Annotated in this window: 13 protein-coding genes; 10 read left to right on the top strand and 3 right to left on the bottom strand. The window is 54.4% G+C overall.

Features of this window, described 5'->3' with window-relative positions; all coding sequences use genetic code 11:
- Positions 1 to 3: 3 nt before the first annotated feature.
- From hoxE to KF749_07695, 8 genes are all read left to right on the top strand, one after another.
- On the top strand, positions 4 to 525 hold the full coding sequence (gene hoxE, locus KF749_07730; protein ID MBX2991044.1) for a bidirectional hydrogenase complex protein HoxE: 522 nt from the start codon (positions 4 to 6) through the stop codon (positions 523 to 525).
- Positions 522 to 2,174 carry an SLBB domain-containing protein gene (locus tag KF749_07725; protein ID MBX2991043.1) on the top strand — a complete coding sequence of 551 codons (1,653 nt, stop codon included), beginning with the start codon at positions 522 to 524 and terminating at the stop codon, positions 2,172 to 2,174. Before hoxE ends, KF749_07725 begins: the two co-directional genes overlap by 4 nt.
- Positions 2,175 to 2,292: 118 nt before the next feature.
- Positions 2,293 to 3,024: a bidirectional hydrogenase complex protein HoxU gene (gene hoxU, locus KF749_07720; GenBank protein ID MBX2991042.1), complete on the top strand. Its 732-nt coding sequence runs from the start codon at positions 2,293 to 2,295 to the stop codon at positions 3,022 to 3,024.
- 148 nt (positions 3,025 to 3,172) lie between these two features.
- The gene (locus tag KF749_07715) at positions 3,173 to 3,709 is read left to right on the top strand and encodes an oxidoreductase (GenBank protein MBX2991041.1); all 537 of its coding nucleotides are present in this window, start codon (positions 3,173 to 3,175) and stop codon (positions 3,707 to 3,709) included.
- Between the two features lie 126 nt (positions 3,710 to 3,835).
- Positions 3,836 to 5,272 (top strand): Ni/Fe hydrogenase subunit alpha, encoded by a 1,437-nt coding sequence (locus KF749_07710; GenBank protein ID MBX2991040.1) that lies wholly within the window; start codon positions 3,836 to 3,838, stop codon positions 5,270 to 5,272.
- Positions 5,273 to 5,371: 99 nt separating this feature from the next.
- Complete coding sequence (locus tag KF749_07705) at positions 5,372 to 5,878, top strand: hypothetical protein (protein ID MBX2991039.1); 507 nt, start codon at positions 5,372 to 5,374, stop codon at positions 5,876 to 5,878.
- 13 nt (positions 5,879 to 5,891) lie between these two features.
- A complete protein-coding gene (locus KF749_07700; protein ID MBX2991038.1) occupies positions 5,892 to 6,275 on the top strand; it encodes a hypothetical protein in 384 nt (127 codons plus the stop codon).
- A gap of 89 nt (positions 6,276 to 6,364) precedes the next feature.
- Positions 6,365 to 6,823, top strand: coding sequence for a hydrogenase maturation protease (locus KF749_07695; protein ID MBX2991037.1), 459 nt, complete (start codon positions 6,365 to 6,367; stop codon positions 6,821 to 6,823).
- Positions 6,824 to 6,829: 6 nt separating this feature from the next.
- Here KF749_07695 and moeB read toward each other — a convergent pair whose 3' ends face one another.
- The 3 genes from moeB to rsgA all read right to left on the bottom strand — a co-directional run bounded on the left by moeB (position 6,830) and on the right by rsgA (position 10,634).
- Positions 6,830 to 7,984, bottom strand: a complete 1,155-nt coding sequence (moeB, locus tag KF749_07690) for a molybdopterin-synthase adenylyltransferase MoeB (GenBank protein MBX2991036.1) — start codon at positions 7,982 to 7,984, stop codon at positions 6,830 to 6,832.
- Positions 7,985 to 7,992: 8 nt separating this feature from the next.
- Positions 7,993 to 9,330, bottom strand: a complete 1,338-nt coding sequence (locus KF749_07685) for an alkaline phosphatase family protein (GenBank protein MBX2991035.1) — start codon at positions 9,328 to 9,330, stop codon at positions 7,993 to 7,995.
- A gap of 227 nt (positions 9,331 to 9,557) precedes the next feature.
- Positions 9,558 to 10,634, bottom strand: coding sequence for a ribosome small subunit-dependent GTPase A (gene rsgA / locus KF749_07680; GenBank protein ID MBX2991034.1), 1,077 nt, complete (start codon positions 10,632 to 10,634; stop codon positions 9,558 to 9,560).
- A gap of 91 nt (positions 10,635 to 10,725) precedes the next feature.
- Here rsgA and KF749_07675 point away from each other — a divergent pair, with 91 nt between their 5' ends.
- Positions 10,726 to 11,946: a DUF1016 family protein gene (locus KF749_07675; protein MBX2991033.1), complete on the top strand. Its 1,221-nt coding sequence runs from the start codon at positions 10,726 to 10,728 to the stop codon at positions 11,944 to 11,946.
- A 21-nt stretch (positions 11,947 to 11,967) separates the two neighbouring features.
- On the top strand, positions 11,968 to 14,577 hold the full coding sequence (gene mutS / locus KF749_07670) for a DNA mismatch repair protein MutS (GenBank protein ID MBX2991032.1): 2,610 nt from the start codon (positions 11,968 to 11,970) through the stop codon (positions 14,575 to 14,577).
- Positions 14,578 to 14,858: the final 281 nt, after the last annotated feature.

The following is a 14,858-nucleotide window of genomic DNA, read 5'->3' as shown; positions in this document are numbered from 1 at the left end:
TTTATGCCTCTTCCTGAAAAGAAATCCGCTGCTCACCCCAGCGGCGATAATCGCTTCAAGTTGCTCGACCGGGCAATCACGAAGCATCAGTCCAGCGGCTACGCGCTGATTGAAGTGCTGCACGCGGCGCAGGGCATTTTCGGGTATCTCGAAACGGATCTGCTCATTTATATCGCCCATAAGCTGAAGCTGCCGCTCAGCCGCGTGTACGGCGTGGCGACGTTCTACCATTTCTTCCGCATGAAGCCGAACGGCAAACACACGTTCGTGCTCTGCACCGGAACGGCGTGCTATGTGAAAGGCGCCGACGCAATTCAAGAAGCGGTGGAGAAACATTGCTGCGTGAAGTTCGGCGAGACAACGCCCGACAAAAACGTGTCGCTCATTGCCGCACGCTGTGTCGGCTCGTGCGGACTTGCGCCCGTTGCCGTGCTCGATAATGCCGTTGTCGGCAAACTCTCGGCCGATACAGCTGTTCAGCGCGTCAAACAATGGGAAGAGAAAACCGAGGAGGTACCGGCATGACGTTGGAAGATCTTAACGAAGTTGCGGAAAAAGAATTGGAGCGGCAGAAGTCGCTGAAGAACCGCGTCCTGTATTGCTCTGCCGCGGGATGTGTTTCGTGCGGCAGCGAGGCAACGCGTGATGCGTTCAAGGCGTCGCTGAAAGAGAAGGGATTGGAAAAGGAAATCGAAGTCATCGGCTCGGGTTGCATGGGATTGTGTGGCGAGGGTCCGCTGGTGAAGATTGCTTCCGACGACACTCTGTATCAGAATGTTGATGAAGCGGCAGCGGAGAAGATTGTCCACCAACATCTGATTGACGGGAAGAAAGTTGACGAGTACGCCCTCGATCCGGCAAACCCGTTCTTCTCTTCTCAACTTAAAATCGTATTGGAGAATTGCGGACGCATCAACGCCGAACGCATTGAAGAGTACATCGCCGTCGGCGGGTACGAAGCGTTGGCGAAAGCGGTCGGTGAAATGAAACCGGATGAAGTGATTGACGAAATCCGGAAGAGTGGCCTGCGCGGCAGGGGAGGCGCAGGCTACCCGACGGGATTGAAATGGGGAATCGTGCGCAAAGCAGCGAGCGATCAGAAGTACGTCATCTGCAACGCCGACGAAGGCGACCCCGGCGCGTTCATGGACCGCAGCGTGCTCGAAGGCGACCCGCATCGCATTCTCGAGGGCATGGCAATCGCCGCCTACGCCGTCGGCGCGAACCAGGGATACATCTACATTCGTGCGGAATATCCGCTTGCCATCGAGCGGCTGAGGCTCGCCATCAAGCAGGCGGAACGGCTTGGATTGCTGGGCAACAGAATTTTCGAGTCGCAATTCAATTTCAGAATTGATTTGCGTATCGGGGCCGGCGCGTTTGTGTGTGGAGAAGAGACGGCACTGATCCGCTCGATTGAAGGACGACGCGGCAGGCCGAAGCCGCGGCCGCCGTATCCGTCGGAGAAAGGACTGTTCGGCGCGCCAACATTGCTGAACAACGTGGAAACGTACGCCAACGTTGCGCCGATTATCAATCGCGGCAGCGCGTGGTTTGCTGCCATCGGAACGCCCAAAAGCACCGGCACGAAAGTTTTCGCGCTCGCAGGCAAAATCAAGAACACCGGACTCATCGAAGTGCCGATGGGAATTCCGCTGCGCAAAGTCATCTTCGATATCGGTGGAGGAACGCCTGATGGGACGGAGTTCAAAGCGGCGCAAACAGGCGGTCCGTCGGGCGGCTGCATTCCGAACGAGCATCTCGACTTGCCGGTTGATTACGAGTCGCTCGCCACTGTCGGCTCTATCATGGGCAGCGGCGGGATGATTGTGATGGATTCGGAATCGAAGATGGTGGATGTTGCGAAGTATTTCATGGAATTCTGCGCCGACGAATCGTGCGGCAAATGCGTTCCCTGCCGCGTCGGCACGAAACACATCTATCTCCTTCTCGAGAAAATCTCGAAAGGAAATGCAACAGCGGATGACGTGGCGTTGCTTGAAGAATTATGTGAGATGGTGAGGGAAACGAGTCTGTGCGGACTCGGACAATCGGCACCGAATCCGGTGTTGTCGACGCTCAGATTTTTCAGACACGAGTACGAGGAGTTGTTGAAGCCGGCGGAAACGTACGTGGCTTCAAACAGTCATTCTGAACGTAGCGTAGCGAAGTGAAGAATCCAGTCCGGGCGTTTTCTGGATTCCTGCCCGCCATATTGGTCGCGTCATGGCAGGCGGGCTTCGCTCTTGAGAAGCAGGGCTCAGAATGACAATAGAATAAAAGAGAAAAATCATGGCAATCCTAACTCTTACAATCAACGGCGAACAAGTCAGCGGCAAGGACGACGAATCCCTGCTGAAGATTGCCCGCCAGCATGAAATTCACATTCCCACGTTGTGCCACCTCGACGGGCTGTCGGATGTTGGGGCGTGCAGATTGTGTTTGGTGGAGATTGAAGGACAATCGAAGCTCTTTCCGGCGTGCACAACAAAGCCGCAGGAAGGAATGGTTGTCCGCACCGACACGGAACGCCTGAAACGCCACCGCCGCACGATCGTCGAGTTGCTGGCGTCGGAAGGGAATCATCAATGCGCGGTGTGTGTGGTGAATAATCACTGCGAACTGCAGGACCTCGCGTATGAAGTCGGCTTGCAGTACGTCCGTTTCCCCTATCTCTACCCGAAAAAAGAACTCGACGCAACGCACAAAAGCTTTGTGCTGGATAGAAACCGTTGCGTGCTGTGTACTCGCTGCGTGCGTGTGTGCCACGAAGTCGAGGGTGCCCACACCTGGGACATTGCGGGCCGCGGCATCGATTGCACGATCGTTGCCGATATGAACCAGCCGTGGGGAACATCGCCGAGCTGCACGTCGTGCGGAAAGTGCGTTCGTGTTTGCCCGACCGGCGCGTTGTTCGAGAAGGGACAAACAGTAGCGGAGATGGAGAAGCAGCGCGATTTCTTGAAGTACATCGTCACCGCACGGACGAAACGTGAGTGGGTGGCGGAGGAAACGGAGGAATAGCATGCTTTGCCACAAAGAACCGAAGCACCAAAGGGTTCACAAAGAAAGCGGACATAATCAGGCACTTTGTGCAATCTTCGATTCTTTGGTTCTTGGTGGCAAGGCACTCTCTTAGGATGCTTACTGTCAATGAGTAATTGGAGTTGAAATGAAACCAAGAGTTGCAACAGTCTGGCTCGGAGGATGCTCGGGATGTCACATGTCGTTCCTCGACATGGACGAGCGGCTCATCGAATTGGCCGACAAGATCGAGCTTGTCTATTCGCCGATTGCGGATGTCAAGCATTTCCCGAAGGATGTTGACGTGACGCTGGTGGAAGGCGCCGTCTCGAACGTCGAGAATGAAGAGATGGCGCGCATCATCCGCCGCAACTCGAAGTTTGTGCTTTCGTTCGGCGACTGCGCAACGACGGGGAACGTCACCGCAATGCGCAATCAGTTCAGTCCCGACGAAATCATGCACCGGGCGTACGTCGAGCTTGCCGATGGCGACCCGACAATTCCGTCGGAGTTTACCACGATTGCCAAGCTGTTGCCGCAGGCAAAGCCGTTACATGAAGTCATCAAAGTGGATGGCTTTCTGCACGGCTGTCCGCCGACACCGGATCAGATTTGGTTTGCCGTCAGCGAGTTGCTGGCGGGGCGAACGCCGGAGTTGCCGAATGTGTATTTGAGATATGGCTAAGCGGGAAAGCCGCGGAGTCATGGAGACAATGAGGAATCTGGAATGAACATCTTAACATATTCTGTTTGCATAAAAACCTCTGTGCCTCTGTGTCTTTGTGGCTGACTGAAATCAGAAGGAAAACAAATGCGCTCAACAAAGACAATTACGATTGAACCCGTCACCCGCATCGAGGGTCACGCAAAAATCACGATACACCTGGACGACAAAGGAAGCGTGAGCGACGCCCGCTTTCATGTGAACGAGTTCAGAGGTTTCGAAAAATTCTGTGAAGGACGATTGATGTGGGAGATGCCCGGCATTACGTCGCGCATCTGCGGTATTTGTCCGGCCAGCCACCTCGTCACCTCTGCAAAAGCCGGCGATGATATTCTCGCCATCGGCATTCCCGAAACGGCGGAAAAACTTCGACGCCTTCTCACGCTCGGGCAGTGGACACAGTCGCATGCGCTCAGCTTCTTCCATCTTTCATCGCCTGATTTCTTGTTGGGATTTGATTCGGATCCTGCGAAGAGGAATGTCTTCGGCTTGATGGAAGAACACAAGGATTTCATCCGACGCGGGATTCGTCTGCGCAAGTTCGGACAGGAAATCATCGAGACGCTGGGAGGGCGGCGCATTCATACGCCGTGGGCAGTTGCGGGCGGCGTTCGTGAACCGCTCAGCATGAAGGAACGGGATCATCTTCTGACATGGATTCCCGAAGCAAAGGAAACGGCATTTCTTGCTCTCGACACACTCAAGAAGATTCACACGAAATTCGCGCAAGACATTCCGAACTACGGCAACTTCCGCTCGCTGTACGTCGGACTCGTCGGCGAAGATGGCAAGCTCGAATACTATGGCGGCAAGCTGCGCGTGCGTGACGGGAACGGCAACACCATCGCAGACCAGCTTGAGCCGCGGGATTACCAGCAATACTTCGTCGAGCATTCGGAGACATGGTCGTACCTCAAATTCCCCTATTACAAACCGTTGGGATACAAGAAGGGCATGTACCGCGTCGGGCCGCTTGCACGACTGAACGTCTGCGACTACATCGAGACGCCGTTGGCGGAAGCCGAGCGGAAAGTCTTCAATAGCTTGACAGGCAACCTCGACGTGATGAATAACTCGTTTTACTATCACTACGCCCGGCTGATTGAGATTCTCTTTGCGGTGGAAAAAATTGAGATGTTGTTGAACGATCCGGTGATTTTGGGCGAAGATATTCGTGCAAAGGCAATGATCAACCGGCGTGAGGGTGTCGGCGTCTGCGAAGCGCCCCGGGGCGTTCTCTTCCATAACTATCACGTTGATGACGACGGCGTGATTCAGAAGGTGAACATGCTGATTGCAACCGCACAGAACAATCTCGCAATGAACCGCACGATTCATCAGCTCGCCGTCCAGTACCTCGACGGCGCAACGATCACCGAAGGATTGCTTAACAGAATAGAAGCGGGCATCCGTTGCTACGATCCGTGTCTCTCGTGCTCAACGCACGCAATCGGGCAGATGCCGCTGCTTGTGCAACTTGTTGATTCGAACAATAACGTTGTTGCTGAAAGGAAGAGGCAATGATTCCAAAGTACGAGCTTGCGAGTTTCTGCATCTCGTTGCAGCAATGATGAGCGGGATCATCCGCCAGTCATTCTTTCCTGGCAAGCTGGAGGTTTTACTATGAGAACAAAAATCTTCATTCTGGGATTAGTACTGTGCAGCCTGACCGGCTGTACGCAAACATGGTATGTGGGAACGAATGCAAGCGCAAATCATAGCTATTCGACCTTTACGAAGGCCGTAGAAGGTGAAGAACTAAAAGCCGTGATGAAGAACAGTTCCGTCTTGCGCGTGCGAAATATCAGTGCACAGGCTGACTCGGTAAGTTGGTATGATCTTTCGCGAGCAACTCATCGCACGGTCGCAACCGCCGATATTCTCCGTGTGGAACGAAAGGATGTTCTCGCAGGCGCAGTCGATGGACTCTTGTTAGGTGCAGCCGTCGGGGCAGGTATTGCTACACTTTCAGCGTTAATCTTGAAGGGCGACCTTGGGGGTAGCCACGGTGGAGTCGGCCTCGCAATAATTGGCTACGGAAGTGCAGGCGGGGTACTCGGCCTCGGCGTCGGCGCAGCAATCGGCCATACGACCGAGTATCGGTTTCTCGCCGACACGACTCATCAGTGATGAAAGAACGTACATGCTGATACGATATATTTTAGCGTGGTTTCTTCTGCTCGTAACGGCAGTGATGAACGGGGTCGTTCGCCAATCATTCTTTCTTGACAAGATGGAAGAACTGCACGCGCATCAGCTTTCAACGGTCACAGGCATTGTGCTCTTTGCCCTCATCATCTGGGGATTGAGCAGAATCTGGCCGCTCGAAAGCGCGGCGCAGGCATGGACGGTCGGATTCATCTGGTTAGGAATGACGGTGACGTTTGAGTTTCTCTTTTTTCACTACGTTGGCGGCAAGCCGTGGGACCTGTTGCTGCACGACTACAACATTCTCGAAGGGCGCATCTGGCCGCTGATATTGGTGTGGGTAACAATTGCGCCGTACGTGTTTCATAAAATGAGGTAGGGACACGACTCCGTCGTGTCCAAATATTTGTTTGCGGATGACCAATCAGGACACGCCGGAGGCGTGTCCCTACAGAGTTGAACTCGAAAATGAACAGAACACTCGTCATAGGCTACGGCAACAAATTGCGTCGCGATGATGGCGCGGGTCCGCTCGCGGCGGAACGTCTTGCCGCCGCGCATCCCGACGTTGATTGCCTCAGCAGCCAGCAACTGACGCCCGAGATGGCGGAGGTGATTGCGCATTATGATCGCGTGTTGTTTGTGGATGCGAGCGTTGAGACAAGTCATTTGCGCTGGAGCCTGATTCAGCCGCGCATCGAACAGATGCTGCCGGATTCGCATTCCCTTTCCCCGCAACGACTTGTGGAGCTTGCGATTGAGTTATACGGCGAGTGCCCCCAGCAGGCGGAGTTGGTGGAACTGCCGGCCTGTGATTTCGACTTCGGGTTCGAGCTCTCGCCTTTGGCAAGCGAAATGGTGGAGAGATTTGTGCGAGTGTTTCCGGCAACACAAAGCGAGTTGCCGGAGGGAATGCGGTATTCGTGAGGGATGTCAGTATCTCTTCAGACCACCATCAATCAATCGTATCCACTCATCAATCCCGCCGGAGAGATTCTTCACATTCGTGAACCCTGCCCGGCGCAATAAGCCCACTGCATGCGCGCTGCGAATGCCGTGGTGGCAATACACAACAATCTCCCTCTCTTTATCCAACTCATTCAGTCTGCTTGCAAGCGAGCCGAGCGGGATCAGTACACCGCCGATTGACGCAAGCTCTCTCTCGTACAGTTCCCGAACATCAAGAAGAAACGGGGAGTCGTCCGCATCAATCCTCGCTTTCAATTCCTGTGCGGTGATGGTCGCCGGTTCGTTGCGGGAAGGATGGGAAGTTGTGACACCGCAAAACGCGTCATAATCTATAAGATGCGTTATCGTGGGAGTGCTGCCGCAGACAGGGCATGCAGAGTCTTTCGCAATCTTCATCGTCGTGAACTCCATCGCCAACGCATCGAGCATCAACAATCTTCCGATAAGAGGCTTGCCGATACCGAGAATCAGCTTCAATGCTTCGTTCGCCTGAATGCTGCCGATGATTCCGGGAAGAACTCCAACAACTCCCGCATCGGCACAGTTTTGCACAAGCCCGGGTGGCGGCGGTGCGGGATAGAGACAGCGATAGCAAGGGCCGCGCCGCGCGTCGAACACGGATGCCTGTCCCTCGAACCGGAAAATACTTCCGTACACATGCGGCTTCTTCTGCAACACGCAAGCGTCATTCACAAGGTAGCGGACGGGGAAGTTGTCCGTTCCATCAATCACTACATCATACCCGTCAAGAATTTCCATCGCATTCTCCGACGAGAGTTCCGTCGCGTGCGTTTCGACCGTGATGTGTGGATTGATGGAAAGAATTCTCTCTTTCGCCGATTCAACTTTCGGGCGGCCGACATCTTGTGTCGAATGCAAAATCTGCCGTTGGAGATTGGTCTCATCAACAACATCAAAATCCACAATGCCGATTCTGTCAACTCCGGTAGCGGCAAGATACAGTGCAGCAGGCGAACCGAGTCCGCCGGCACCGACGATGAGAACGCGTGCCGCCTTCAGCATTTCTTGTCCTCCCGTTCCGATTTCGGGAAGAACAAGATGGCGGGCGTAACGCTTTAGTTCATCGGCACTTAGCGGCATCAATGCCCTCATGCACATTAGATGGTTTATTGCGGCAGCACAAGTTCGCTTGCCTTCACTGAACGTGACCAGCGTAGTGTGCCGTTCGTGTCGTACAATTCCATTGTAAGGCGGCGACTCTCCCGCGGACCGTCGAAGCGCAGCATGCCGAAGTTGCGCGTGTCGTTCACAAATGTGCCCGGCACAAGCAGGGAATTCTGGCCGATGGTTCTTCTCGTGGAGATCCCTGCAGTCAGCGGTGATGATGTGAAATCATAGAATGGATAGAATGCGGAATCTTCCAGCACACTCAACTCCGCGATATGTCTGTCACCCGAAAGAAACAGCACGCCCGGGATTCTCTGCGTTTTAATCCAACCTGTCAACTCATCAAACTCGGCGGGGTAGTTGCGCAGGGTTTCGATATCCTTCCCTGCAAGAATTTGATTGCCGTTGACGATTATCCGGAACGTCGCATTGCTGCTGACAAGACTCTCCTTCAGCCATTGCAATTGTTCTCTGCCGAACATGGTTTTTGTCTGATCGGCGGGCATCCGGTTCGGAGAACGGTAGAAGCGATCATCTAACATGAAGAACTCGACATCTCCCCATCCGAACCGGAAAAAAACACCCGGCGTTTCGAGCGTGCCGTACGTCGGGTTCGCCCAGTATTCTTTGAAGATCGTGAGGGCTTCCGTTCGCATTGCATACGTTCTGTCGGAGTTATCCGGCCCGAAATCATGATCGTCCCAAATGGCGTAGTGATGCGTTGAACCGAGCAACGGCTGCAATTCGGGAACGGCACGGTCACGCGACACACGATAGCGCATGCGTGTCGGTGCGAAGTAGTCATCCTCGCGGTAGTACCAATTGTCGCCGAGCCAGAGCATCAGGGCGGGTTTCTTTTCAGCGATCGAGTTGAAGATGTGATAGTCGCCGCCGTAGGGTTGTCCCGGCCTGTCCGAGGGCGGGTCGTTGATGAAGGCGCATGACCCGAACGCCACCGTGAAGTCGGGCGGGTCGCTGCGCCACTGCCAGTTGGTTTGCGTGACGAACGTAAGCGGGTAGGGACGCGGAGCTATCTTTCCGTTCAGCAGTATTTCAAATTCGAAGCGAGTACCGGGCTTGAGGGTTGTGAGAATGACTTTTGCAATGAAATCGGAATCTTCGTTGGCGTGAATCTTCCTGCTCAGCGAAGCGGTCCTTTTCTCCCCCTCAATCCAATAACGATACTGGACTGTTGCGGCAGAAGAGGTTTGAACCCAGAGCATTGTCTCCGTCATCTCGCCGTAGCCCACCATAGGGCCGGAGCGGACGGAAGGCTGCTGCGTGTATGCCGGTTGATTGAGACAACTGACTGCGATGATGAGGTATAGAATTCGCATTGATGTTCCTGATGAGTTGAGGTGAGTAATCACTACAACATACGGAAGAACGCTCTGACAGACAAGAAGGCGGGTGAGGCTAGTAATGTGTATGCCCGACAGTCGGACATGGCGGAGCCATGTCCCTACAACTGTCCCTTGTAGGGACACGCCTCCGGCGTGTCCATCAAGGTTCAAAAATCTTCCTGTCCTTCGTGTTCTTCGTGGATGATCGGAACAGGGGGAGGTTACTTCTTCTGTTTCATCTTCATCACCTGCTTCACCGCCTTGCTCAGGATCTTGTCTTTGCGTTTGCGTTCGAGCATGCCAGCGACGGTGGTCCGTTCATTCATCCGATCCGCTTCTTTGCGGAGTTTCAGATAACCCGCAAACCGGTCGGGATCGAGCGCGCCTTGTTCGGCAGCGGCGCGCACGGCACACTCCGGCTCATGCCTATGTGTGCAGTCGGAGAATTTGCAGCCTTCGGCAAGATCGGCAATTTCGGGAAACGTCTGGTCAAGACTCGACTCTGCGTGCCAGAGGCCGAGTTCGCGCATGCCGGGCGTGTCAATGAGAATGCCTCCGCCGGGGAGGAATACCATCTGCCTCCGCGCCGTGGTGTGCCTGCCGCGTGAGTCGTCTTCGCGGACACTGCCTGTTTCCAGCAGGTTTTCGCCCGACAGCGTGTTGATGAGTGTCGACTTGCCTACGCCCGACGACCCGACGAGACATATCGTCGTTACCCCCTCGGTAATGTGCCGCTTGATTGCATCCAGTCCTTCGCCTGTTTCCGCGCTGTAGGCAATCACCTCGGCGCCTGCCGAGACGTCGGATGCTTCCTTCTTGCACGACTGCAATTCTTGCGGAGAAAGTAGATCGGCTTTGCTGAGAAGTATGACTGGCGTTGCGCCGCTTTCATGCGCGACAACAAGGTAGCGTTCAAGCCGCCGGGAATTGAAGTTGTGGTCGAGTCCCTGCACAATGAAGATGATATCCACGTTTGCTGCGATGAGCTGTATTTCCGTCCGCTGGCTTGCAGACTTTCGAGCGATAAGAGTCTCGCGCGGCAGAACGGCGTGTATGATCGCCTGCGTCTCGTCGTCGAACGTATTCACCGCGACCCAATCGCCCACGGCAGGGAAGTTCTCGCGACTCTCCGCCGTGAAGCGCAGCTTGCCTGAGATTTCCGCGGGCATCTCGTGCGTTGACGTTTTCACAATGTAGCTTTCGCGGTTCTCTTCGATGACACGAGCTATCGAGAAGCCTTGTTCGAGAAACTGCCGGGCGTGTGCGGCAATAGTGTCTGTGTAGCCGGGTGAGTTCATGGTACGATATGATAGGAAATGAAAGGATGAGCGGCAACAGCAAACCAATATTGTGCGTTGATTTTCGGAATGAGATTGCGTTAATTCTCACATGAAGAAAACTCCCCGCTCACAACGCCGCCCGCCTTCACGAACGCGTGTGCCTGATTATGCAACAATCCTCTCGCGGCTTGTTGCGCTCTTCGAGCAGGCGCGACACACCGCGGCCCGTTCCGTCAATGCCGTGATGACGGCTACGTACTGGGAGATGGGCAGGCATATTGTTGAGTTTGAACAGAAAGGAAAGGAACGGGCGCTGTATGGTGAGCAGTTGTTGGAGCGCTTGGCGAGCGATCTCACGCGCCGGTTCAAACGGGGTTTCTCGTTGCGCAACATTCGGAACTTCAGGGCGTTCTATCTTACGTATCCAATTCGGCAGACAGTGTCTGCCGAATTCAGAAATCTTGCACCTTCCGCGGGCACGTCACTCTTGCCTGCAATTCGGCAGACAGCGTCTGCCGAATCCGTGCCTCACATTCGCCAGAGAGTGTCCGGCAAATCTGTAACGCTCGAACTTCTTGCTGAGAACTTCCCGCTCCCGTGGTCTCATTACGTTGCCCTCCTATCGGTTGAGAAGCAGGATGCACGACAGTTTTATGAAATCGAAGCTCTCCGCGGCGGCTGGTCGGTGCGACAACTGGAGCGTCAGATTGCGACACTCTTTTATGAGCGCACGCTGATGTCGCGCAACAAAACCGCCATGCTGCTGAAAGGTGCGAAACGCAACGCATCAGAGAGTGTCACGCCTGACGAAGAGTTCAAAGATCCGCTCGTGCTCGAATTCCTCGGACTCAAGGACGAGTACTCCGAAAACGATTTGGAGGACGCGCTGACCAATCGACTTGAATCATTCTTGTTGGAATTGGGAAACGACTTCTCCTTCATCGGGCGGCAACGACGCTTGCGGATCGGGCACAAGTGGTACCGGATCGATTTGCTGTTGTTCCATCGTCTTTTGCGCTGTCTTGTCATCGTGGACTTGAAACTCGGCGAGCTGACGCATAGCGATACGGGTCAAATGAAAATGTACCTCAACTATGCCCGCACACACTGGATGCATGAGCATGAAAATCCACCCGTCGGCTTGATCCTCACCTCACATCACGATCATGCTCTGGCACAGTACGCGTTCGATACCGTTACCGATCGCATCCTTGCCCGTGAGTATAAATTGCGACTGCCCCGTGAGGCCGTGCTTGCCGCCGAACTGGCACGCGCACAGAGAGTCATCGCCAGACGTTTTCCGCTCAAACATCGCAAGCGCAAACGGTAGGCTCGCATGTCCACTCCCCTCATGAAACAATACGCGCAGGTGAAGGCAAAGTATCCCGACACGATACTTCTCTTTCGCATGGGGGATTTCTTTGAGACGTTTGAAGAGGATGCGAAGATCACGTCGAAGGTGTTGGGCATTACGCTGACGAAGCGGGGGAACGGAGCGGCGGGAGAAATTCCGCTGGCGGGATTTCCGCATCATGCACTCGAATCCTACATGCCGAAGCTTCTGCGCGCCGGCTACCGCGTTGCCGTGTGCGAGCAGCTCGAAGATCCGAAGTTTGCAAAGGGAATAGTTAAACGCGATGTTGTCGAAGTCGTAACACCCGGCGTCGCCTACTCCGACAAAGTCCTCGATCTCAAACAAAACAACTATCTCGCCGCCATCTCGCTTCCGTCCGCCGTCGCAACCGGCACGGATATCGTCGGCTTTGCGTTTGTGGATGTAACAACGGCGGAGTTCAACGTCAGCGAGTTTCCGCTGAAGCAGCTTGCCGAACAGATTGCCGCCATCTCGCCTTCTGAGATTCTTGTACAAAAACGTGATCTTGCTTCGCTGCAGGAACTTCTCAAAGAGAACTACAAAGGCATCTTCACCAAAATCGAAGATTGGATTTTCAATTTCGATTACGGCTACGAACAACTTGTCTCGCAGTTCAACACACAGTCGCTGAAAGGCTTCGGTGTTGAAGAGATGAAGCAGGGGGTCGTTGCCGGCGGCGCGGTGATGAATTACCTGCAGGAGACGCAGAAAACCAATCTCCACCACATCAAATCCATCCGCCGCCATGATGTGGGCGAGTACATCATTCTCGACCCTTCGACGAAGCGGAATCTCGAAATCACTTCTTCTATTGCAGGCTCGACTGAAGGGACGCTCTTCTCGGTTCTCGACAAAACCCAAACGCCGATGGGGGGAAGAATGCTGAAGCGGTGGATCAATCAGCCGTTGAACAAGTTGGAGGCGATACGGCAAAGGTTGGGGGCGGTGGAGGAGTTGGTGCAGAAGTCTGAGGTCAGAGGTCAGACGTCAGAGACGTTGTCACGGATTGGTGATTTGGAACGTCTCAACACGAAGATCTGCACGGGACGGGCAACCCCGCGTGATGTGATCGCCCTGAAGTTCATCCTGATCGAAATCTCGAACCTCAAAACCCAAACCTCAAACCTTGAGTCCGACACACTCAAAACGGTTCACTCGCGCCTTCAGCCTCTTCCCGAAATCATCTCGCTGATCGAAACCGGACTCGAACCCGACCCGCCGATGGCGCTCACGGACGGCGGCGTGATCAAAAAGGGATTCAACGCCGAGTTGGACGAGTTGCGCAATCTCGCCTTCAGCGGCAAAACATGGATTGCCGAGCTGCAGAAAACCGAGCGTGAGCGTACCGGCATCCCGTCGCTGAAAGTCGGCTTTAACAACGTGTTCGGCTACTACATTGAAATCACCAAGACACACAAAGACAAAGTCCCATCCAACTACATCCGCAAACAAACGATTGCGACGGGTGAGCGGTTCATCACGCCGGAGTTGAAGGAGTACGAGGACAAGATTCTTCATGCCGAGGAGAAGATCCTCGCCCTCGAAACAAAACTCTTCAACGAACTCCGCCTGACGATTGCCGGACATGCAACGACGATTCAAACCAACGCGCAGATGATTGCCGCGCTCGATTGCTTCGTCTCGCTTGCATCGGCGGCGGTGGAGTACGACTACTGCTGTCCCGAAGTGAACGACACCTCTGCGCTGCACATTACCGACGGGCGCCATCCCGTTATCGAGCGGCTGCTGCCGCCCGGCGACAAGTACACGCCGAACGACGTTCTGCTCGACACTGAATCGAATCAGATTCTCATTATTACCGGCCCGAACATGAGCGGCAAGTCGAGCTACCTGCGCATGACGGGGTTGATTGTGTTGCTTGCGCAGATCGGGAGTTTTGTTCCGGCGAAGAAAGCCGTCGTTGGATTGGTGGACAAGATTTACACCCGCGTCGGGGCGAGCGACAACATTGCTTCGGGAGAAAGCACGTTTCTCGTGGAGATGCACGAGGCGGCGCATATTGTCAACACGGCAACGAAGCAGAGTTTGATCCTGCTCGATGAAGTCGGCCGCGGCACCAGCACGTTCGACGGCATCAGCATTGCGTGGTCGCTCACGGAATATCTGCACGAACGCGTCGGCGCACGGACGCTGTTTGCAACGCATTATCATGAACTGAACGAACTGGCCGATCTTTTTCCCCGCATCAAGAATTACAAAGTGGAAGTCCGCGAGTACGGCGACAAGGTTGTTTTCCTACATAAAGTCACGCCCGGCTTTGCCGATCACTCGTACGGCATCCAGGTTGCGCAGATGGCGGGATTGCCGGAGGAGGTGACAGAGAGGGCGAAGAAGATTTTGAAGAACCTGGAAGGATCGGAGTTGACGGTGCATTCGGACGGAAGACCGGAGACCGGAGACCGGAAAAAGAAAAGCGGCCGCGTTGCTCCTGAAGTGCAGATGACGTTGTTTGAAATGAAAGACGATGCGCTGCGCGAGGAGTTGAAGAAGATTGATGTGGAGCGGCTGACTCCTCTTGAAGCCCTTCAGAAACTTGCCGAGCTCAAGAGGAAAACCGACACTTGATCCCGATTCATCGGGATTTTGTTGGGCCAGCGTGACGGTTCCACCGCCATGCGAGGGGAAGATGATGCTTGAGGCGCAGCAGTAGTTGGCAGCATTCGCCATGTTTGTAAAGGAGAAAAAGAATGTCTGAAGGTTGCACGTATTTAATGACCAATGGAAAGATCTGTGGCCAAACTCAGTTCAGCAGCCCCTTTTGCCTATACCATGCGCAAAACGCAAGAGCAAAGAGAGGGTCGATCATCATGCAACTTCCGGGTCTACTTGATGCTTTGTTCGCAGAG

The organism is Bacteroidota bacterium (genome assembly GCA_019637975.1).
GTDB lineage: Bacteria > Bacteroidota > Ignavibacteria > UBA10030 > UBA6906 > CAADGV01.
This window is presented reverse-complemented; position numbering and strand designations above follow the sequence as displayed.